Origin of the sequence: Nocardioides marmorisolisilvae (assembly GCF_031656915.1) — a bacterium.
Classification (GTDB): Bacteria; Actinomycetota; Actinomycetes; order Propionibacteriales; family Nocardioidaceae; genus Marmoricola; species Marmoricola terrisoli.
Window position 1 is genome coordinate 255,863 of record NZ_CP134227.1, and the last position, 20,802, is coordinate 276,664.

At 66.5% G+C, this 20,802-nt stretch carries 16 protein-coding genes; 10 read left to right on the top strand and 6 right to left on the bottom strand.

Annotated features, from left to right (window positions below; all coding sequences use genetic code 11):
• Window positions 1-51: 51 nt before the first annotated feature.
• Window positions 52-411 (top strand): DUF3140 domain-containing protein, encoded by a 360-nt coding sequence (locus Q9R13_RS01210; protein WP_310963217.1) that lies wholly within the window; start codon window positions 52-54, stop codon window positions 409-411.
• 48 nt (window positions 412-459) lie between these two features.
• On the top strand, window positions 460-708 hold the full coding sequence (locus Q9R13_RS01215; RefSeq protein ID WP_310963218.1) for a hypothetical protein: 249 nt from the start codon (window positions 460-462) through the stop codon (window positions 706-708).
• 32 nt (window positions 709-740) lie between these two features.
• Here the strand turns inward: Q9R13_RS01215 and Q9R13_RS01220 are convergent, their stop codons facing one another.
• The gene (locus Q9R13_RS01220) at window positions 741-2,597 is read right to left on the bottom strand and encodes a thiamine pyrophosphate-dependent enzyme (RefSeq protein ID WP_310963219.1); all 1,857 of its coding nucleotides are present in this window, start codon (window positions 2,595-2,597) and stop codon (window positions 741-743) included.
• A gap of 195 nt (window positions 2,598-2,792) precedes the next feature.
• Window positions 2,793-5,873 carry an FAD-binding and (Fe-S)-binding domain-containing protein gene (locus tag Q9R13_RS01225; protein WP_310963220.1) on the bottom strand — a complete coding sequence of 1,027 codons (3,081 nt, stop codon included), beginning with the start codon at window positions 5,871-5,873 and terminating at the stop codon, window positions 2,793-2,795.
• Between the two features lie 275 nt (window positions 5,874-6,148).
• On the opposite strand from Q9R13_RS01225, the gene Q9R13_RS01230 reads away from it, so the two are divergent.
• The 5 genes from Q9R13_RS01230 (at window position 6,149) to Q9R13_RS01250 (ending at window position 9,885) form a co-directional block, all read left to right on the top strand.
• Window positions 6,149-6,523, top strand: coding sequence for a hypothetical protein (locus Q9R13_RS01230; RefSeq protein ID WP_310963221.1), 375 nt, complete (start codon window positions 6,149-6,151; stop codon window positions 6,521-6,523).
• Window positions 6,524-6,832: 309 nt separating this feature from the next.
• A complete protein-coding gene (locus tag Q9R13_RS01235) occupies window positions 6,833-7,036 on the top strand; it encodes a cold-shock protein (protein ID WP_310963222.1) in 204 nt (67 codons plus the stop codon).
• A gap of 804 nt (window positions 7,037-7,840) precedes the next feature.
• Window positions 7,841-9,019, top strand: coding sequence for a tyrosine-type recombinase/integrase (locus Q9R13_RS01240; RefSeq protein WP_310963223.1), 1,179 nt, complete (start codon window positions 7,841-7,843; stop codon window positions 9,017-9,019).
• Window positions 9,016-9,483: a hypothetical protein gene (locus Q9R13_RS01245; protein WP_310963224.1), complete on the top strand. Its 468-nt coding sequence runs from the start codon at window positions 9,016-9,018 to the stop codon at window positions 9,481-9,483. The genes Q9R13_RS01240 and Q9R13_RS01245 overlap by 4 nt, the downstream gene beginning before the upstream one ends.
• A gap of 66 nt (window positions 9,484-9,549) precedes the next feature.
• Window positions 9,550-9,885 (top strand): helix-turn-helix domain-containing protein, encoded by a 336-nt coding sequence (locus Q9R13_RS01250; RefSeq protein WP_310965005.1) that lies wholly within the window; start codon window positions 9,550-9,552, stop codon window positions 9,883-9,885.
• 18 nt (window positions 9,886-9,903) lie between these two features.
• Here Q9R13_RS01250 and Q9R13_RS01255 read toward each other — a convergent pair whose 3' ends face one another.
• Window positions 9,904-10,551: a helix-turn-helix domain-containing protein gene (locus Q9R13_RS01255; protein WP_310963225.1), complete on the bottom strand. Its 648-nt coding sequence runs from the start codon at window positions 10,549-10,551 to the stop codon at window positions 9,904-9,906.
• A gap of 182 nt (window positions 10,552-10,733) precedes the next feature.
• On the opposite strand from Q9R13_RS01255, the gene Q9R13_RS01260 reads away from it, so the two are divergent.
• From Q9R13_RS01260 to Q9R13_RS01270, 3 genes are all read left to right on the top strand, one after another.
• A complete protein-coding gene (locus tag Q9R13_RS01260) occupies window positions 10,734-11,645 on the top strand; it encodes a hypothetical protein (RefSeq protein WP_310963226.1) in 912 nt (303 codons plus the stop codon).
• Between the two features lie 111 nt (window positions 11,646-11,756).
• Complete coding sequence (locus Q9R13_RS01265) at window positions 11,757-12,365, top strand: hypothetical protein (RefSeq protein WP_310963227.1); 609 nt, start codon at window positions 11,757-11,759, stop codon at window positions 12,363-12,365.
• Between the two features lie 97 nt (window positions 12,366-12,462).
• Window positions 12,463-12,861 carry a hypothetical protein gene (locus Q9R13_RS01270; protein ID WP_310963228.1) on the top strand — a complete coding sequence of 133 codons (399 nt, stop codon included), beginning with the start codon at window positions 12,463-12,465 and terminating at the stop codon, window positions 12,859-12,861.
• Between the two features lie 119 nt (window positions 12,862-12,980).
• Here the strand turns inward: Q9R13_RS01270 and mobF are convergent, their stop codons facing one another.
• The 3 genes from mobF to Q9R13_RS01285 form a co-directional block, all read right to left on the bottom strand.
• Window positions 12,981-16,562 (bottom strand): MobF family relaxase, encoded by a 3,582-nt coding sequence (mobF, locus tag Q9R13_RS01275; RefSeq protein ID WP_310963229.1) that lies wholly within the window; start codon window positions 16,560-16,562, stop codon window positions 12,981-12,983.
• A 244-nt stretch (window positions 16,563-16,806) separates the two neighbouring features.
• Window positions 16,807-19,326: a polynucleotide kinase-phosphatase gene (locus tag Q9R13_RS01280; RefSeq protein ID WP_310963230.1), complete on the bottom strand. Its 2,520-nt coding sequence runs from the start codon at window positions 19,324-19,326 to the stop codon at window positions 16,807-16,809.
• A complete protein-coding gene (locus Q9R13_RS01285; RefSeq protein ID WP_310963231.1) occupies window positions 19,319-20,731 on the bottom strand; it encodes a 3' terminal RNA ribose 2'-O-methyltransferase Hen1 in 1,413 nt (470 codons plus the stop codon). Before Q9R13_RS01285 ends, Q9R13_RS01280 begins: the two co-directional genes overlap by 8 nt.
• Window positions 20,732-20,802: the final 71 nt, after the last annotated feature.

The window sequence follows — 20,802 nt, forward strand, 5'->3', positions numbered from 1 at the left end:
ACGCCGGCCGCGAGGCACATCCTCCGGGGCGTGAATGGGTAGTGCCCCGACATGGAGCACACACTGGTGAACGACGAGCTCTGGCAGGACTTCCACACGGTGGTCAACATGACCTCCCGCGAGTTGGAGGACTGGCTCCGCACGGACGCGGCGACCGAGGACACCGAGGCTCTGCCCGACCAGGCGGGGAGCCATCTCGGGCGGCGGGTGCTGGAGATCCTGGGGAAGCGACGCAGAGATCTCACTCCCGACGACGCCTCCGTGATGCGGCGCGTCGTCGACCGGGTGCACGGGCGTCGTGCGGACGACCTCGAGCCGACCGCGGGGGACGAGACCTGGCGCCACGGCCTGATGCGGATCGGCCACGACCCCCTCCGTCCGGTCCAGACCCCACGTGACCGGGGTCGCTGACCGGGTACGTCGTGCAGGACAGCGACTACCCGAACGTGAGGAGGAGACATGGCGACCGGTGAGACCGGATTCGACGACGTGACCTATGACCTGATCGCGGTGCAGTACCACGCGCTCAAGGCCGGGCACGACTACGGCCAGTACGTACGCGACGCCGAGAACGCCGGCGAGCAGGACATCGCCGACTTCTTCCGGCAGGTGATGGCGGAGGACTCCCAGCGCGCGCACCAGTGCCACGGGCACCTGCGCAGGCTCGGAGGCACCGACAACACCGCGCCGCAGGCCGCCACCGGCTGACCCCGCTGGTGTCGGCTGCCGAGGGCTGGGAGCTACTCCTGGTCCTCGGCCCGTCGGCGCGCCTTTCCGGCGACCTTTGCCGCGACCTGCCCGAGCGAGTCGGGGATGAAGCCGCCGGGGGAGGCGTCGAAGCTGGACTCGTCGAGGACGTCCTTGACCATCTGCAGGGCGATCCGGTTGCGGTTGGGGGTGCCCGCCTTGAGTGCGGCCGCCATCTTCTTGACCTGCTGTGGCTTCACCTTGGCGGGCATCGGCGGCTCGTGCTCGTCGACGAGGACCTCGACGATCGCGGGTCCGTCGTACTCCATGGCCGCCCGGAGCGCATCGCCCATCTCGCCGGGCTTCTCGACGTGCCAGCCGCGGGCGCCGGCGGCCTCGGCGAACTTCACGAAGTCAAGGGGGGCCATGTTGACGCCGTACTCCGGGTTGCCGAGAAAGACCATCTGCTCCCACTTGATCAGACCCAGGGTGTTGTTCTTGACCACCACGATCTTCACGGGGAGCTGATGCTGCACGCAGGTCAGGAAGTCACCGAGCTGCATGGTCAGGGAGCCGTCGCCCGTGAAGACCACGACCTGCCTGCCGGGATACGCGGTCTGCGCGCCGATCGCGTAGGGCAGCCCGGCGGCCATCGAGCAGTTGGTGCCGCTGAAGGAGAACAGCATGTCCTTGCGCACCTTGACCTGTCGCGCCACCCAGGTGGTGACGGTGCCTGAGTCGCCGCACACGATGGCGTCGTCCTCGAGAACGTCATTGAGCGCCCAAGCCGGCACCTGCGGCTTCATCGGTACGTCGTCGCTGGTGCCGCGCTCCTCCATCAGGGCCCACCAGTCCTTCATACCGTCCTGAGCCTGCTGCAGGAACGACCGGTCGCCGTTGGTCTCCAGCAGCGGCAGCAGCGCGCGCAGTGTCGCGCCGGCGTCACCGCACAGTCCGACGTCCACGGGATACCGCAGCCCGATCCGCTGCGGCTTGTCGTCGATCTGCACGCACACCGCCTGGCCGGGCTCGGGCAGGAACTCGATGTAGGGCATCGAGCTCCCCACGATGACCAGGGCATCGCACTGCTCCATCGCATCCTCGCTCGGTCGGGTGCCGACCAGCGCGATCGATCCGGTCGTGTAGGGCGAGTCGTCCGGCACGCAGTCCTTGCCCAGCATCGCCTTCACGATCGGTGCGCCCAGCGTCTCCGCGAGCTGCTCGAGCTCCCGGCCGGCACCACGCGCTCCTGCACCGGCGAGGATGGTGACCTTCGTCTTGCCCTTCAACAGGTCGGCGGCGTCCTGGAGGTCCTGCTTCTCGGGCACCCGGATCGCGGGGCGGTACTGGGCCGAGGAGTGGCCCGGCACATTGCGTTTGAACCGCATCCCGGCCTCGGCCGGAGCCGCCTGGTAGTCGATCGGGAAGCCGAGGTGCGCGGGCCCGCGCTCGGTGAGCGCGGTCCGGCAGGCGTAGTCGACGACGTTGGGGATGGACTGCGGGCTCATGATCCGCTGGTTGTAGAGCGCCAGGTCGTTCATCAGGTAGTCGATGTTCATGTCCTGCAGGTACGACGTACCGATGAGGTCGGAGTAGGTCATCCCGGAGATCGCCAGGATCGGCGCCTGCTCCAGCTTGGCGTCGAGCAGGCCGTTCATCATGTGCACCGCGCCGGGTGCGGCCGTCGAGAAGCAGACGCCGAGCCGGCCGGTGAACTTGGCGTACCCCACCGCTGCCATCGCCGCCACCTCCTCGTGCCGCACATGGATGTAGGAGATCTCGTCGTGCCGCTTGCGCAGCGCGTCCATGAACCCGTTGATGCCGTCGCCGGGCAGCCCGAAGACGGTGTCCACCCCCCACTCGATGAGCCGGTCGACGAGTACGTCGGAAGCGGTCTGTGAATCCGGCATGTGCTTTCTCCTGTCAGGTGTCGGATGGCCAGGTGTCAGTGCGTCGGCTGCTCGTGCATCCGCCCGAACAACGGCAGCACCGACTGTTGCCAGGTGCGGTTGAGCACCATCGCGGTGGCGGCGTAGGCGGCGAAGGTGCCGACGGTCTCGCTCATTGTTCTGCTCCTTGCTGTTCTTGCTGTCCTTGCTGTCGTGCTATTGGCTGCCGAGCCGTTGCGCGGCCCTGCGGCCGGCCACTGCAACCGCGGCGATCGCAGCAGCGCCGGCGAGCGCTGCCGGGCTGGTCAAGGGATCTCGCAGCCGGCTCCGACCGGGCGGGCCTTGGTAGGGACCGGGGATGCGCCGTTCGATGCGCTGCTCGGGGAGGACGCTGGACTGGTTCGGGTCGGGTGCATCCAGCCCGGCAGCAAGCAGCTCGACACTGTGCACGGCGCGCCGGTCGCTGAGCTGGTCGATCTGCTCTCGGCAGCTGAAGCCGTCGGCGAGCAGCACGGTGTCATCACGGGCCGCGCGTACGCCGGGGAGGAGGACCCGCTCCGCACAGGCCACCGAGACGTCGTACCGTTCGCCGGCCTCGTAGCCGAAGCTGCCGGCCATCCCGCAGCAGCCGCTGTCGGGCACGTCTGTGCTCACCCCCGCCCGCTCCAGCAGCCGCTGCTCGGGGCCGAAGCCGAGGACGGCACCCTGGTGGCAGTGCACCTGGACGAGGGCGCGGGCGTCGACTCGCGGCGGCTCCCACTCGGGGACGAGCTCTTCGAGCGCTTGGGCGACGGTGAAGGTCTGCTTGGCCAGCCGGCGCGCGTCCTCGTCGTGCGGGAAGAGGTTGGGCAGCTCGTCGCGGAAGACCGCAAGGCAGGACGGCTCGGTCCCGACGACCGGCGTACCGGCCCTGATGTCATCCCGCAGCGTGTCCAGCACGCGCTGTAGGTAGCGTCGGGCGGTCGGCAGCATGCCGTAGTCGTAGAGCGGGCGCCCGCAGCACAGCCGGGCGTCAGGGACCCGGACCCGCAACCCGGCAGCCTCGAGGACCTCGACGGCAGACATCGCGACGTGCGGCTGGAAGTGGTCGGCGAAGGTGTCCACCCAGAGCAGGACCTCGCGGCCGTCAGGATTGGCTGGAGTACGACGCCGCTCCCACTCGCGGAACGTCCTCGGGGCGAATGCCGGCAGGCTCCGCTCGGGCGCCACCCCGGCCGCCAGCTTGACCACGCCAGACACGACCGGTGCGCGAGCGACCGCGTTGGCGAGTCCCGGCGCCCATGATGCGCCACGGGCCCACCGCTGGATCAGCCCCATGGCGTAGGCGGCCCGGGGCCGAAGCCGTCCCTCGTAGTAGTGCGAGAGGAACTCGGCCTTGTAGGTGGCCATGTCGACGCGGACCGGGCAGTCGCCCTTGCAGCCCTTGCACGCGAGGCAGAGGTCGAGCGCATCCTTGACACCCTCGTCGCGCCATGGGCGCTTGCGATCGCCGGCCTCGCGCATCATCTCGAACAGCAGCCGTGCGCGTCCGCGGGTGGAGTTCTTCTCCTCGCGGGTGACCATGAAGCTCGGGCACATCGTGCCGCCGTCGAGGTGGCGGCACTTGCCGACGCCGAAGCACCGGTTGGCCGCGTCGGCGAAGCTGAAGCCGTCCTCGGCGAAGCTGAAATGGGTGTCCAGGTCCGGCGGGGCGTACGACGTGCCCAGCCGAAGGTGCTCGGTGGGCGGATAGGGGTCGACCACCATGTGGGGGTTCATCAGTCCGTCGGGGTCGAAGATCGACTTGAACTCCTCGAAGGCACGCACCAGCTCCGGGCCGAAGACGCGCTCCAGGAACGTCGCCTTGAGCTGGCCGTCGCCGTGCTCGCCGGAGGGGACGCCGCCGTAGCGAAGGACCAGGTCGGCGGCCTCGTCCAGGAAGCGGCGGAACTGCTCGATGCCGTCGACGGTCCTGATGTCGAGGTCCAGACGATTGTGGATGCAGCCCTGTCCGAAGTGGCCGAACAGCACGGTGTGGTACCCGTAGCGCTCCACCAGCTCCCGGTAGTCCCTGAGGTAGCCGGGCAGCACCGACGGGTCGACTGCCGCGTCCTCCCAGCCGGCCATGCCGCCGTGCTCCTGCGGGATCCGGGTCGAGCCGATCGCGCCTCGTCGGACCTCCCAGATGTCGGACTCGTGCTGGGGGTCGTCGTACATCTTCATGGTGGGCGCGTGGGGCAGCTCGCCCAGCCGCTCCATCATCCGGGAACCCTGCACGTCGGCCTCATCCTGGGTGTCCCCGCCGTACTCGATGAGCACGAACGTGTTGCCCTCGGGGAGCTCGCCCATCCCCGCGGAATCGAAGTCCTTGGCGCGAAGGTTGTCGATGATCCCGCTCTCGAAGAACTCCAGGCCGTGGGGCCGGCTGTCGAGGATGTCGGTGACGTGCTCGGCGGCGGTAGGGGAGTCGGGGTAGCCCAGCACGACGAGCGAGCGCTTCGGCGGCCACGGCAGCAGCCGAACGGTGGCGGACAGCACCAGTGCGCAGGTGCTCTCTGTGCCGACCAGGGCGCGTGCGGTGTTGAAGCCCTTCTCAGGGAGCAGGTCGTCGAGGTTGTAGCCGGTCACCCGGCGCGGGATGTCCGGATAGCGCTCACGGACCAGGTCGGCGTAGCGGTCGCGGAGGTCGCGGAGCCGGCGATAGATCTCACCGCGCCTCCCGCCTGCGCCGACGATCTCGTCTAGCCGGGGCTCCTCGTTGACGCCGACGGTCAGCAGGGTCCCGTCGTGGAGGAGCAGCTCGAGCTCGAGCACGTTGTCGACGGTCTTGCCGCCGTACACCGAGTGCGTGCCGCACGAGTTGTTGCCGATCATCCCGCCCAGGGTGTTGTGGTCGTGGGTGGCGGGGTCGGGCGCAAAGGTGAGCCCGTGGTCCATCGCGGCATAGCGAAGCTGGTCGCAGATGACGCCTGGCTCGACCACGGCCGTCCGCGCCTCGGGGTCCAGGTCGAGGATCCGGTTCATGTACTTGGAGAAGTCGAAGATGACGGCGGCATTCACGCTCTGCCCCGACAGGGCGGTGCCTCCTCCTCGTGCGAGGACCGGTGCTCCGTGGTCGTGGCAGACCGCCATGGCAGCGACCACGTCCTGGACGTCGCGCGGCACGACGACGCCGATGGGCACCGTCCGGTAGAGCGAGGCGTCGTTGGCGTAGAGGTGCCGGCTCGCTTCGTCGAACCGCACTTCCCCCCGGACCGCACCGGACAGGTCGTGGGCGAGCCGCTCGGCTGTCCTCGGGGGAAGGGTGGCGCTGGGCATTTCGTGTCGCACTCCGACATTTCGAGGTTCACAGCGCAGTACCCACCGCCCCGGGTGTCCATGTGGCGCCGTGGGGAAGTTGTCGGCGGGCTCTGGTTCGGGCAGTCCGCGACGCTCCGGCGGACGGAGATCCCGACGCCTCAGCGTCGCTCGGGTCGGCCTACGCGACCTGCACGACCTGCACGCGGCCCGGCGATGGAGCAGGTCCATCCGGCGCAGCGCCAGCCACGTCAGGAGATGGGTTCTCCGGCATCTGATCGGTACCGTGGTCGACCATGGAGGAGATGAAGGCGCGTCGCGTGGTCGACGCGCTGCGCGCGCGAGGCACCGACGCCGATCTGGCACACGTCGGTGTGCACCAGGTCGGCGTGACCGTGAAGCTGTCCGACGGGCGCGAGGCGATCTGGGACTCCGACGACACCGCCAGCCTGGAGGCACAGGTGATGCGGGACGGAGACCTGGTTGGGTTCGTCCCCGAGATCGAGGGCTCCGGGGACTACACCGAGGAGCAGATCGTGGATGCGATCGTGCGCACCGACTACGACCAGCCCATCGCCACCCGCAGGTCCAGCGCCCCCGCACCGGAGCCGGCCCTTCCCGTCAAGGGCGGCCTGTTCCGCCGGTTCATGGACGGCTTCCGGTACCGCTGAGCACTGCTGGAGCCCGGCCCACAAGCCCGTTGAGCACGCGCTCCCTGTCGGATGGTTGGCCGCTCCCGTCGGACCTGGCCAGGCGCGGTCAAGACCGCCGGACCCTGCCGATGCGTCGAATACGCGACCGGTGCCGTATCGTGGGGTGTGTTGAAGGGATGGCTCTGGCGAGCCATCCTGGCCGCGCAAGATGTCGTGGCTTGTATCTCTCTTACTTCCTGGTTTTCGGTTCGCTGGACATCAGCACAGGTGGATGTCTTCAGCAGCTAGGGGCACAGTGTCCCCGGCATCGGAACAAAGGAAAAGATCATGGCTCAGGGCACCGTCAAGTGGTTCAACGCCGACAAGGGTTTCGGGTTCATCGCCCAGGATGGTGGCGGCGAGGACGTCTTCGTCCACTTCTCCGCGATCCAGTCCAGCGGCTACAAGTCGCTCGATGAGAACCAGAAGGTCGAGTTCGACATCACCGCCGGCCCCAAGGGTCCGCAGGCTGAGAACGTTCGCGTCGCCTGACATCACTTGAAGGGCCCCGACCACACAGGTGGTCGGGGCCCTTCGTGCGCCCCGCTCGGACTGGCCGCGGGATCCGCCCCATGTTCGGGCGTCGCCGACACGTCTTGCAGGCTTCTCCGCCGCCGCAGCCTCGACAGAGTGGTAGCGCGAGATACGCGGCGGTTCCGGATGGCCGCAGCGCGCTATGCGGCAAGAGAGTGCACCGACCAGCGATCAGCGGAGAATCTCGATCTGACACCGGGGACCGGTCGGGTTCGCAAGTCGTACGTCTGCGGTGAGCAGGGGTACGTCGAAGGCTTCGGCGAGGGCCACGTACGCGGCGTCATAGACGGTGAGGGTGTCCCGCAGTTCCCAGCCCCGGGGGGATCAGGCGCATGGGCGGCACGCGTTGTAGGGGCAACATCGCCGAGGGTCAGCTCGAGGCCGTACGTCTCGGACGGAAGACGCTGCGCATTAAGGTGGACTCGATCGAGCGGTTCATCGAAGCGAGGCCGGCCGGCGGGCCCGAAAGGAAGACAGGAGCAGCCAAACCTGGCCGCTCCTTGATCCCCGTGTGTTCCCGGATTCAGATCCGCATCTCGGAAACCGCCTCTGACGTGCGGGTTTGTGGTGGGCGATACTGGGTTTGAACTTTTGAGAGCCCACCTCGTTTGACGTCGTAGTTCCCCGCCCATGAGAGGTAAACTCGCAGGTCAGAGGGCATATTCGGGGCCTGACGGCTGGCGACAGATGGTGACAAATAGTGTCGCCTCTGGACGTCCTTGTTCCCCGTATGTTCCCCGGGGAACAAGGAGGCGATACAGAATGGCTCGGGAACTGGAGCCCAACCGGCGCGGATTTGGCCGCATCGAGAAGCGAGATTCCGGCCGCTACCGTGCGGCGTACACCGGCCCCGACGGGCGCCTCTATCGGGCGCCGATGACCTTCGACGCTCGCGACGACGCCGTCGCCTGGCTGTCCGCCCGGCGTGCCGAGATCCAGATGGAGGTCTGGGCTCCGGCCGCGGCGGCTCGGGCCGCGTTCCGTCATGAGGTGCCCACCTTGCGCGAGTACGGCGACAAGTGGCTCGCCAATCGAAAGACCCGCGGCCGTGAACTGCGCCCGACCACGCTCCAGCAGTACCGGATGATCCTGGACACCTACATCTACCCGGTCTTCGGTGACGAGCCGCTCGACCTGATCTCCGCCGATGCGGTGAACCGCTGGTACGACGCTCTGGCGCCCGGCAAGGAGACGATCCGCTCTCAGGCCTACAGCCTGCTTCGCACCATCTTCACGAGCGCCGCCTCGGAGCGGCCGCATCCCCTGATTCCGTACAACCCTGCGCATATCCGTGGAGCCGGCAACACCACCCGACTCCACAAGGTCGGACCTGCTTCCCTTGCCGAGCTCGAGACGATCGTCGAGGAACTCCCCGAGCGCTACAAACTCATGGCGCTGCTCGCCGCCTGGTGCGCGATGCGGTTCGGCGAACTCACCGAGCTGCGCCGCAAGGACATCGACCTGGTCAACAACCGGGTCAAGATCACCCGCGGTGTCGTCCGAGCCGGGGGCAAGTTCATCGTCGGCCAGCCGAAGTCGGATGCGGGCGTGCGCGACGTCGCCATCCCGCCGCACCTGGTGCCCGTCGTGAAGGCGCACCTCACGAGCCACACCGGCAGAGGCAAAGACGCACTGCTGTTCCCGGCCGCAGCCAACAGCAACTCCCACATGGCGCCCTCGACGCTCTACAAGGTCTACTACCCAGCTCGGAAGGCCGCGGGCCGCGGCGACCTGCGCTGGCACGACCTCCGTCACACCGGGGCTGTGCTCGCTGCTCAGACCGGCGCCACCCTCGCCGAACTCATGGGGCGACTCGGCCACTCAACTCCTGGTGCCGCCATGCGCTACCAGCACGCCGCCGCCGACCGCGACACCGAGATCGCACGACGGCTGTCCGCGCTGGTCGAGATGTCTGACCCGGCTGGCAGGGTCGAGTCATGAGCGAGTGGACCACGGAGTTCTACGAGGACGACGCGGGACGTCGTCCTGTCGAGCTCTGGATGGACTCGCTGACCATCGCCGAGTTTGCTGCCCTTCGCGCAGCAATTCTCCGGGTCCTCGAGATCCAAGGCATCGATCTGGGATCGACTCCGTGGTTGAAAGCGCTTGGCGAGGGCCTCTTCGAATTCCGGATCCGTCACGATGCCGCGACGATCGAAGCGCTGTACGCACCGATGGCCGATGCCGAGCAGTCGACGCCGCAGCCAACCCAGCACAAGATCCTGCTTCGGCTGTTCATCCATTTCCACGGCAACAAGGTGATCCTGCTGCTCCATGGATACGACAAGGGCGGGAACGACAGCCCACGTCAGCAGAATAAGGAGATCCAGGAGGCGCGCAAGCGCCTGACACATTGGAAGGCGGCCGAAGCGCGGCGTGCCAAGCAGCAGCGCAAGAAGAAGTAGGCCCGTTGAGACATATGTGGTTTTCGACATACACTTGCTGATGTTCGACCGACCAGAGGAGCAGTGATGGCCAAGACCTTTGCCGAATACGCGCGTGAGCGCGAGGCGACGATGACCGCCGCCGAGCTGGACGTCGTGCACGCCTTCGACCAGGCCGCTGCGTTCGGACAGGTGATCTACGGCGCCCGCAAGGCTCGCAACCTCCGTCAGACTGATCTGGCAGAACTCTCCGGCGTGACCCAGGCCGACATCAGTCGGATCGAGCGCGGCCAGGTTGCGCCGACTACCCAGACGCTTCTGAAGCTCACGGCCGCCCTGGGAGTCGAGATCCAATTCGTGCTCGCGGAGTCCGGCACCGCTCCGGCTGAGTCCATCAGTCTTCGCGTACCTGTCGCGGGTTGACTCTTCCAGCAGCGTGAATCAACTGCTGTGGTCATCGTCAGGCACGTCCCGCTCTGACCGTAGATAGTGAGACCGCCGACTGGGTCGGAGGCGTATGAGCGCCCCCGGCGGGCCGTTGTCTTCTGCATCGGACGCTCGCGGCCGCCGGCTCTTGGGGAGGGTCTTGCGGATGAGCGGAAGCCAGGCACGGCGAATGGGGTCGGGAAGGTCGAGTTCCTTCCAGATGTCGACGAGAAGTGCACCGTCGACGTAGTCGAGAAGATCGGTCGGACTGCCCTCACGAAGGATCAGCGTGTAGGCGCGCGCCCGATCCTCGCGATCGCGTAGGCGGTAGGGGCGGCGAGGCGATGGCCAGTCATGGTGCGGTCCGGGAAGCACGACTGTGCTGAACGCGCGTTCGGGAGCCAGTCGCCACAACTCGTTGGCGAGCCAGAACGGGTGCAGGCCGTGCTGGCCGGGCACCTCCACGAACTCCAGGTTCGGCGCCACTTCCAAGCGATGGCCTGCGGCTTCGATGATCCGCTCGGCGACTGCCAACGAGGGCGACTTCGCGCCGCGCTCGTACGCCGAGAGGGTCGACTGCGACGTACCCGCGAGCCGCGCGAGGGCGTCCTGAGTCAGCCCGGCCGCGCGGCGGACGTACGCGAGTAAGGAGTGCCCGGACACCCTTCGAGCATATCCGACTGGATCTGAACGCTCAGATTGCTCGATTCGCGTCCTCACCTGCACAAACGTCGCTGACGGGTGACAACGGCGGCCAGGCCGAACGGGGAGTTGAGGCCAAATTCGGACATGCCTTGCACACCTACCTATTGAAGACGCCCATCTGATGCAACAGGAGGAGCCCCATGAGCGTTGCAACGTGCCTCGGCCTCGACTACCCCGGCGGGCCGCCTCTGCTGGCCGCTGCCGCCGCTTGGCAGCGCTGGTGTCATCAAGATCCGGCCCTCGCTGTAGTCGACGACCTGGTCGATCTACCGGCATGGACGCGCCGGGCCGAAATCGCCGAGAAGGACGGCCTACTCTCGCGGCTGCACTTGATTGCGCAGCTCGATGCAGAGGCTGCCGTCGTCGTGTCCTGGCTTCTCCTTCCGGGTGCCAGCAGGCTCGCATGCCAGCTGGCCGATCTGTCCTCCGAAATCGACGCTCTCGTAGCCGGAGCGCTCTGGATCAGCGCCCGGACCCGGCCGGCATCCCGCTGCGTCGCGTCAACGATCCTGCGCGAGGTGCGCCAATCCGTACTGTCCGAACTTGGAATCGGCGAGTCCGGCCGGCGTGCAGATCCCGTTTGGACGCGGACAACAACGTACGACGACCCCGACCATCTGCGGTCGAAGGAAGACCCCCAAATGATCGTCTCCGCTGAATCAGAATCTGGATTCCTGGTGCAGGCCGCAGTCCTCGACGGCGCGATCACATCGTCGGATGCCAACCTGCTGCTGTCACTTTCGCAGGCCGCCAAGGAGCTCGGCAGCCCTGCCCGCCGCGGCCGCGCCGGGCTGATGGCACCCGCAGTCATCGACGCCGTGACCAGCCAATGGCCGACGTCGGCACGGAGCGTCCGGCGCCGCGTCGGCGAGATCATCGAACGGCTCGGAAAGTTCGCGCGTGACCGTCAGGTGGGCGACGACCTGTCCGACTTCCTCGCTACCCACGAGCTGCCACCAGTCGAAATGGCCGAGTTCCTGGAGCTCTACCTGTGGGATCACATCGACGAGTATCTCGACGAGTTCCACCGTGAATTCGACGAGTCCGCGTGAGCGCATGGCCAGGATGCGCTGGGCTTGAGGGCGCGGCGGCTGTGGCACCACACCCTCTCGGTCCGGATCGTCCGATCGGCGGACAGCTCTCGATCCGGCAAGATTGGCTCTATGGGGAAGGCGGCAGCGCAGTGGCGCAAGACGGTTGACATCCATTTCGGCTACCTCAAGGACTTCGGTTTCCGGCGGGTCGATTCCGATGACAGCTCGTTCTGGTCGCTCTGGGTTCAGTACCGCTCACCGACCGCTGCCCTTCGGGTCAGCAAGAGCAATGAGTTTGTCCGCGCCGAAGTGCATCTGATTCGACTCGTGGACGGCGAGGTGCCTGCCTACCCGATTTGGATCACTGACGCACGAATCGATTGGACCTTGCTCGACAATGTCGTTGAGGCTCGCAGGCCCGAGCTTCTAGACGAGGCCTCCCGGCAGCACGGCCTCAAGGCCTCTGAGATTGAGGGCCAGTTGAGCTTCTGGGCCAACGTCCTCAAAGAGGTGGCGTCGGATTTCTTGGACGGCGACTTTGCTCCGATTGACGAAGCCGGAGCACTGGTGAGGCTTCGTGTTGCCGAGCACCCGCAGGAGGTCAAGGTTTGGATTCCAAACGACGCACCCGAAGGCGCAGAGATTGGCGAGTCGGCTGCGGTTGAGGCGACTCTTCCTTCCAACGTGGGTGTGTCCGTGCGGCGCTACTGGCGCGGACGACGATCAAAGCCGAAGTGATCGAAAACGCTCGCATCCGCGGCATGGAACGTCCGTCCGTTCCGCAGGATTTCTCGACGCCCCACCCTTGAGGATGCCGAGGTGATTCGATGGGTACGTGGCTGAGGCCTTGAGCGCGCTCGTGCGGGACAAGTGGGCGTCCCTGCTTGTCCAAGACTTCGTGATCGCGGTCGAGGACACCCATCGGGTGGTGCTGGAGTCACCCAACATGCAGGTCGTCGCTGGACATGACCCACGCGGCGAGTTCGACGTCTCTGTCCGCCCGCGCAGCGCCGAGTGGCCCACCCAATGGTCGTATTCGGGCATGGTCGGCACGGCTTCCATCGGTCGCCTCTTGGAACTGGCGCTCGCCGCAATGCGGGCAGAACCGGCGATCCTGGGTGGTGACCCAGACTTCTACGAGCGGATTGGAAGAGAGAACAAGGCGATCTCCCACGCATGGACCGAGTACTACGCTGGGCGAGGGTCGCGACCAGGGGACAGGCACCTTTCGTAAGCCTCGGCGAACAGAACCTCGCCCGCCGCGCCTTGGCGTGCGCCTGCCGTGGATCTGTGAGCACGGATGACGTCGAAGTTCACGGCGAACCTCCTGGCGGTGAGTCACCCGGGCAGCACTCATATCCCGATGCCCGGTGCGGGAGTCGTTGGCGCTGGTCGACGTTGCTCGATGCCGACCGGTTCCGGGCGGCGACGTCTCGGTGCGAGCTGCTTGCGGATCCGATACGCGAGGGCTGAGGTCCGGTGCTCTTGGGGCAACGGGCTAGCCATAGCGCTCCGGAGCAGTCGCTCGGGATCGTGCCCCTGCCGACGCAGCCTGCCGAGCTCGCGGGCCAGATCGAGTGTGCTCTCATCGGCTCTGCCGACGTACTGGACCACACGGCGCTCCCAGACCCGGACGGTTTCGTCGTACCGACCGTTCACCACACTGAGGAGTCGTCGGCGGTAGGACGCGGCGCGGTCGTCGTCCGGCGGAGGACCAGCGACGGTTCGCTCGTCAGCCGCAATGCCCTGCGCGGCTCGCCAGACAGCGATGTCGCCACGAAGGTCTGGGGTGAGGACGTCGTCGTAGGCGTCGAGCCAGCCAGGCAGGGTCGCGTCCGCGCGGTCGCGGACCTCTGTTGCGAGGGACGACACGAGGGCCTTTCGCGCGGTCAGATACGGACCCCAACCCGGGTGGTCAGCGACCTCGACGGGAATGTGGGGGAGCCACGCGAGCGGACCCCAGGCCCCGGCCTCTTCATCGCCGGCGCTGAGCACCTTCTGGGTCGCGAGGGCCACCGAATCGGCGTACCGGGTCGCTGCGTCGTACAGGCGTGCCTCCGGAGTCGCGGCCACTTGACGGGTCGTGGTCGCCGAGACGGCCGCGCCGTCATTCGCAAGGACACGCTCGAGAATCTCAACGACGGTGAGTTGCTCGGTGATGCCGGGCAGCTCGAACTCACGCTCGTCGCTCAGGTCATCCGCGACGACGTGAACGTGGTTCTCGGCGCGGCCGCGAGTCAGCATCGTGTAGAGCAGTTGCCGGGTTTCGTCGCCTGTGATGACCCCGTGCATGACGTCGGCAGTCAGGCCCTGGGCGGTGTGGACCGTGGAGGCGTAGCCGAGCTCGAGGTGGTTGGCGACGTACTCGGCGGGCAGCACGCTGGTGAGTTTGGAGTCGCGGTGTCGCACGGTCAGGATGCCGTCCCGGATGTCTGTGACGATCCAGCGGTCGCCGTTCTTGACCCAGTCGGTGCTGCTCACCCCGAGCCGACGGTCGTTGCGTCGAGTAAGTACGACGTCGCCGACCGACGCACAGGTACCGTCCCGAAGCCGCACTTCGTCGCCGACGGTCGCTTCCCCGAGCCGGGTCGCGCGGGCGCGCTGGTTGAGTTCGCGCACCAGTTCGTGGGTCGGCGCCAACATCAGGCAGTCTCGGCCGGCGGCCTGCTCACTCTGCCAGGCGTCGAACACCTCATCGGTGACGGCGCAGTGGTCGCCGACGTGGATGCGCTCGAGGTCGAGGTAGTACCCGAGAGCGCCACGGTCTCCATCTCTGAGTGCCAGTGATGCTTCCGCCTCGACTGGATCGTCGAACCGCACGACCTCGTCGAGTCGTACGGCGCCATGTGTACGAGCGATGTCGCGGAGAACACCGCCTGCGCCGATGGCCGCGAGCTGCTGGTCGTCGCCGATGAGCCGCACGGTGGCGCCGCGCTCGATCGCGAAGGTGATCACCCGATCGAGGGTGATGGTATCCGCCATACCCGCCTCGTCGAGGACGAGCAAAGTCTCCGGACCGATGGCCGCCGCGAGCGGCGAATCGGGTCTTGCGTCGAGGTCGTGAACGAGCTTGGCGAGGGTCTCGCAAGGCATGCCGGTGGCGTCACGAAGCGCGGCTGCCGCGGCTGCCGACGTGGTGAGGCCAAGTGCGTTGGCACCAGCTTCCGTCCACACGCCGGCGAGGACCCGCATCGCGATCGTCTTGCCTGCCCCGGCGGGTGCGAGGGCGAGCTGCACGCGTCGGCCGCTGGTAGCCAGTTCACGGACCAGCCCTTCTTGGCCGGCGTTGAGTTCGGTGCCGTCGAGGTGGGAGGCCAGGATGGCCAGCTCAACGTCGTCGGTCGACCAGGCCACCGCGTCGATACTCCCGGCTGCCTCGATGACGCGGGCCTCGGCGTCGAGGACGCGAGTGGTGGTGAAGTGGTCACGTCCGGTGTGGCGGTAGACGCTGGTCCCGTCAGAGCGACGCAAGCCCTCCGGCTCGCTGATCGGGTCGAGTTCTGGCGTGAGATTGATCGTCAGTTCCGAGACCTCGTCGACGACCCAGCCGACGGCCTCCGCCATCGGCCCAGGGGAGAGGTCAGTGCCACGGATCTGACGCTGAACTTCGGCGTAGACGTGCCAGGACTCCCATGTAGCCCGGTGCGCCTCGAGTTCGCCGAGCACACGCTCGGCCATCTCCCGAACCCACGAAGTCGACACCTCGGTCTGCGGAGAAGTGCGCTTGGGGTGGAGAGCGGCCTGGACCATCCGATCGACGGCGTGTGGGGATCTGAGCACGTCGACGGCTTGGCCTCGCCAGGTCGCCCGCTGCTCGGCGAGTGATCGCGGCTCGTGCTTGGCCTGACGGGTCTCCAGATTCGCCTGCTGTGCAAGGGCGACCGCTTCGACTGGCGTGGGCGTCCGGCCGTGGGCGTCGCGGAACTCACGAGTCAGCTCGCGTTGGCGAGCGACAATGTCGGCCCGCCGGCGGGACCATGCCTCGCAGAGTCCGCGATCGACGCCGACGATCTCACGAATCGGCCGCTTCTCCCGATCCACGCCTGAGCGCTCGGCGAAGAGGACGCCGAGCGCCTCGACCAGGTGACCCTCCAGCGCGGTGTTGTAGGTCTCTGACGCGGCGACCACGTGCTGGTGCAGCACACGCCCGTAGATCGAGAGCCACTTGCCCTGCTTGGTCTGCACCTTGTTCGCGACCGCCACGTGCGTGTGCAGGTCCGGGTCGCCAGCGCGCGAGTCGCGGTGGGCAAAGGAAGCGGCGATGAGTCCGCGCGTTTCGACCTGGCGGGCACCGTCCTTGCCCTCGCGGGTGAAGAGGGCGTGCTCTTCGATGAATGCCAGTGCATCGGCCACCGCGGCTTGGTGGGCCTGTTCGACCTGCGTTGCGACCTCGGGCGGGGCAACCGCCCACAAGGCGGAGACCGACTTGACCGGGCTGAAAGTCAGATCGAAGCCGGCCACGGCCGTCTGCCGGGGGCGTGAGTACCTGGCCACCGCGGCCGAAAGTTCCCTCGACGTCGCGGGTTCGTGACCGTTCTCGGCGACGAAGAACTCCTGTCCTGCGGTCGCCCGAGCGTCCGCGCGGTCAGCATGCGTCGGATGAGTGGTATGGCTGAGCAGTTCGTCGACCCGGGCGTTGAAGGCATCGACCGTCTCGTTGTCATAGACCTTGTACGCAGAGCCGAGCTGCCGTGCCGAGACTGGATCGCACCCTGCGCCGAACAAAAGCTTCATCTGCTCGGCGGTGACGATGTCGTCGGGCTCCAACCCGTCGATCCCGACCAGCCCGCTGCCGACCCACCGCCCAGGCGCCTCGCCCTTCGCCGAGTAGTAGTCGGCCAGCGGCATCGACCCGAGTTCGGTCGAGTCGGCAGCGGCGACCTGCCGCGTCAGGTACTCGTACCCCGACCCGGCGGACAGCTTCTGCAGCGTCATCGTCACACCCCTCAAGGCCGGACCCGGCGCGCGAGTGGCCACGTCGGGCGGGACCAATGAAATAGGTGTGTGGTGAAGGAGAGGGGAGAGCGGAGAGTGGGGGCAGAGGGCAGGAAGGAGGGAAGGAAGGGGAGAAGAAGAGCAGGAGGCAGGATGAAGGCGAGGAGAGGGATAGGACGCGGGAAGGAGTAGAGGAAATGGAGTCGAGCCCGTCCTCCGGGGAGGTCATCGCCCGGATCGCGCCTCAGAGCCTCGGGTCGACGGGCTCCGACTCCAAAGCAAGAACTGCGAACACCGACTGGTGCACCTTCCACAGCGGCTCGTGGTCGACGAAGGCGGTGAGTGCCTCCAGTCCCAGCCCGTGCTCTCGCTGCGCGAGTTGGCGCTTCTTGCCCAAGTTCCTGTCGCGCAGTACGTCGAGCGAGTCGGTGTAGTCGGGTCCGTAGATAATTCGGAGGTACTCCCGGCCACGCACCTTGATGCCGGGCTGAATGCGCCCCTCGGTCAGGTGGGCAGGCTTAACGACCATGCCCTCGCCTCCGGTAGCAGTCATGTCGAGCCACCACAGCGTTGCCGCGTCTCTATCTTCCCGCGACGCGAGATCGACGAAGCGGTGACGCGTGGGGGTGATCAGGCCGCCCTTCAGCTTGGCGAGCTCGGCAAGGTGCCACTCGTGCGATTCGGTGAGTGCCAGGGTGCGGCCCTCGGACGCGAGGATCTGGAACGGCGCCAGCGTCACCCCTTCAAGCCCGTTGGTTGGACGGACATAGGCCGCATAGGCGTCACGGAACGCTTCAGCGTTGGCGAACCGGCCCTTCGTCTTGGCTGCAAGATCGCCCACGTCGAGGCCGCGCTTCTCCGCCTGCTCCAGGACCGCCAGTGCTTCGGGAAGGACGTGGCGCGCGGCTGCGCCGACCGAGGCGTACTGCGATTTGATGAGATCAATCGCCTTCGCCGACCACGGCAACAATTCGCAGTCGAGAGCCAGCCAGTCGGTGTCGAGCGACTCGAACAGCGGAGCTGCCGTATCCCGAAGCTGGTCGACCAACGCTGTTGTGTCCGCGAAGAAGGGTCGGCCCGTGCGGGTGTAGACGACACCGGTCAATCCGTCGCTGACCCCGAAGCGACGCTCAGCAGCGTCGGTGTCCTTGGCGATGACGGCGATCGCTCGGGAGCCCATGTGCTTCTCTTCGCACACGACGCGGGTCACGCCCCATCCGGCGTATTCGTTGAACGCCTGATCGGGGTGCTCCAGGAATCCGTCGAGCTTGGACGTCGCGACCGGCGACATCGTCGGCGGCAGGTAGATGAGCCAGCGTGGGTCGACCGCAAAGCGACTCATCACCTCAAGTGCTGCCGCAGCGTTCTCCTCAGGGATCTTCACCTTGCCGGCTTGAGTGGTTTCGAGCCAGCGCGTGCCCGCGACGTCATCGATCTTGAACACTGACGGCTCGCGGTCAGGGATCGAGGAGGCGAGGGGTCGGACCGGCTCGTACCACTCCTGCTCAGCCGGGACCGAGACGAGCTCGCGTTCCGGGTAACGCAGGGCTGTCAATGAGCCACCGAAGACGACACCAGTGTCGAGGCAGATCGTGTTGTTGATCCATTCCGCCTTCGGCACGGGCGTGTGGCCGTAGACCACCATCGCCTGGCCTCGGTACTCCTGTGCCCATGGGTAGCGGACCGGGAAACCGTACTCATCGGTCTCGCCAGATGTGTCCCCGTAGAGCGCGAAGGAACGTACGCGACCGGAGGAACGACCGTGATAGGCCTCCTTGAGGCCGGCGTGGGCCACGACGAGCTTTCCGTCGTCTAGAACGAAGTGGCTGATCAGCCCGTCCATGAAGTCGAGCACACTCTTGCGGAACTCGGCTGATTCGGTCTCCATCTGGGCCAGAGACTCTGCGAGCCCATGCGAGACGGTCACCTTGGAACCCCGCAGCGCCCGGACGAGCTTCGCCTCGTGGTTACCGGAGACGCACAACGCGTTCCCCGACCTGACCATGCCCATGACCAGGCGGAGCACGCCGGGTGTGTCCGGGCCGCGGTCGACGAGATCGCCCACAAAAACAGCCTGGCGTCCCTCCGGGTGCGAAGCGCCGACTGCACCATCGCCGTCGTACTCGATCTCCCAACCGAGTGTGGTGAGCAATGTGCGTAGCTCGGATGCGCAGCCGTGGATGTCGCCGAAGATGTCGAACGGACCATGGACATCGGTGCGGTCGTTCCACGGCCGCTCGCGCACGATCTCGGCTGACTCGAGTTGCTCGGTTCCGCGCAGGACGTGCACCCGGCGGAAGCCTTCCTTGTTCAGTCGCTTGAGTGACCGCTTCAGGTCGCGGTGCTGACGAGACACGACATGGCTGCCGAAGTCACGGTCGGGTCGCTGAGTGTTGCGCTCGACGGCCACTGATTCCGGGACGTCGATCACGATGGCGTCGACGAGAACATCGTGGCTCTTGGCCAGTCTGATCAGCGAGGCTCTTGAGGCCTGCTGAACGTTGGTGGCGTCGACGACCGTCAGAAGTCCTCGCCGCAGCCGTGTACCGACGATGTAGTTGAGGACGTCGAACGCATCCGGTGTGGCTGACTGGTCGTTCTCGTCGTCGGCCACAAGCCCACGGCAGAAGTCGCTGGAGACTACTTCCGTCGGCTTGAAGTGAGTACGCGCAAAGGTCGACTTTCCGCTTCCGGAGACGCCAACCAGGACAATCAGCCCCATCGCTGGAACGGTGACTTGGCTCTTCTCAAGTGCCTCAGTCATCACTGCCTCCGGCCTTCGTGAAGATCGCCATCTGAGTGGGCGTCCCGAAGGTTTCGTCTAGATCGCCGATCCCACGTCGTTCGACGGCGTAGCCGTGTGTCTGGGCGACGCGGTCCGACCATTCGGCGAATTGCTCACGAGTCCATTCGAAACGGTGGTCCGGATGGCGCCTGCCGACGAGGGTTTCGTACAACACGTTGTACTCACAGTTCGGGGTCGTCACGATGACAGCCCGTGGCTTCGCGGCGCTGAAGACAACGTGTTCAAGCGCTTCCAAACGAGGCGGATCGACATGCTCGATGACCTCCATCAGAACCGCAGCATCAAAGCCTGCGTAGCGCTCGTCCTCGTAGGTGAGTGCCCCCTGGAAGAGATCGACACGCTCCGACTGACGCTCGCTCATCTGGTCCACATACAGCCGCCGGGCGGCGTGCTGAAGTGATCGCGTGGAGACGTCGCTGCCAGCAACTCGGGTGAAGGACGAGGTCTTCATCAGGCGTTCCATGAATTGGCCTGGCCCACACCCAAGGTCGATGACACTTCGGGCCCCAAGTTCGAGGAGTACCTCGTAGACCGCATCGTGGCGCTGCGCGTTGAGCGGGATCCTCTTCTCCTCGGGCTGGAGGACTTCCTCATCGTCGGCCGGCTCGATTGCGGTCTCAACTTCATCTCCGAGTTCCGCCAGGCGTGCCAGCGCAACGCGAGTCAGACCGGCCGTACGTGCCAGGTAGCGGCGGGTGATCAGGTCCTTGTCTGGGTGGCTTGCGAGCCAGCCCTCGCCGGAACGCATGAGCTTGTCCACTTCGTCGGGACCCTGCCAGTAGTGCTTCGACTCATCGAGAACGGGCAGGAGCACATGCAACTGGCTGAGTGCGTCAGCGAGCCGGACCTCACCGGTGAGGCGAAGCCGGATGTAGCGCGAGTCGCCCCACTCGGCAAACGCGTGATCGAGCGCGATCGGTTCGGCCTCAACTGCCCAGCCCAACGGTTCGAACACGCGGTGTGCGATCGTGGCGCCTCCGCGGCACGGCAGCACCGGAATCTCGATCTCCAGCGGGATAGCCGAGTCGGCAAGATCCTGATTCGCGTTGCAGCGGCCGCTGCGCGCGGTGCTGAAGACGTCAGCCATCGCGACACCCAACAAGGACGACGCAGCGTACGAGCGGTCGTTCACGTACTGGGCCAGGCTGAAGTCAGGCGCATTCTTCGCGCGCGACCGCGCCAGCCGAACTGGGTCCACGGTCAGCATCAGCGCGACGGTGCACCGCTCCTCGGTGGCCTCGGGGTAGAAGACCGTCGCGGTGCCGAACGACTGCTTGAACTCCTGGACCCGATCTGGGTGCTTGTGCAGCAGGAAGCCAAGGTCAGTCGCCGGCTTGTGGGTAGTGGAAACGGTCAGGAGCACCCGCACAGTCTGCATGAGTGCAGCGAGCGCTTTTCCGCCTTCACTCGAAAGCCACCATTTCCGTCGGCGAA

Coding starts and splice junctions, on each gene's coding strand:
- Q9R13_RS01210 (WP_310963217.1), top strand. CDS start 52: ATGGAGCACACACTGGTGAACGACGAGCTCTGGCAGGACTTCCACACG.
- Q9R13_RS01215 (WP_310963218.1), top strand. CDS start 460: ATGGCGACCGGTGAGACCGGATTCGACGACGTGACCTATGACCTGATC.
- Q9R13_RS01220 (WP_310963219.1), bottom strand. CDS start 2,597: ATGCCGGATTCACAGACCGCTTCCGACGTACTCGTCGACCGGCTCATC.
- Q9R13_RS01225 (WP_310963220.1), bottom strand. CDS start 5,873: ATGCCCAGCGCCACCCTTCCCCCGAGGACAGCCGAGCGGCTCGCCCAC.
- Q9R13_RS01230 (WP_310963221.1), top strand. CDS start 6,149: ATGGAGGAGATGAAGGCGCGTCGCGTGGTCGACGCGCTGCGCGCGCGA.
- Q9R13_RS01235 (WP_310963222.1), top strand. CDS start 6,833: ATGGCTCAGGGCACCGTCAAGTGGTTCAACGCCGACAAGGGTTTCGGG.
- Q9R13_RS01240 (WP_310963223.1), top strand. CDS start 7,841: ATGGCTCGGGAACTGGAGCCCAACCGGCGCGGATTTGGCCGCATCGAG.
- Q9R13_RS01245 (WP_310963224.1), top strand. CDS start 9,016: ATGAGCGAGTGGACCACGGAGTTCTACGAGGACGACGCGGGACGTCGT.
- Q9R13_RS01250 (WP_310965005.1), top strand. CDS start 9,550: ATGGCCAAGACCTTTGCCGAATACGCGCGTGAGCGCGAGGCGACGATG.
- Q9R13_RS01260 (WP_310963226.1), top strand. CDS start 10,734: ATGAGCGTTGCAACGTGCCTCGGCCTCGACTACCCCGGCGGGCCGCCT.
- Q9R13_RS01265 (WP_310963227.1), top strand. CDS start 11,757: ATGGGGAAGGCGGCAGCGCAGTGGCGCAAGACGGTTGACATCCATTTC.
- mobF (WP_310963229.1), bottom strand. CDS start 16,562: ATGACGCTGCAGAAGCTGTCCGCCGGGTCGGGGTACGAGTACCTGACG.
- Q9R13_RS01280 (WP_310963230.1), bottom strand. CDS start 19,326: ATGACTGAGGCACTTGAGAAGAGCCAAGTCACCGTTCCAGCGATGGGG.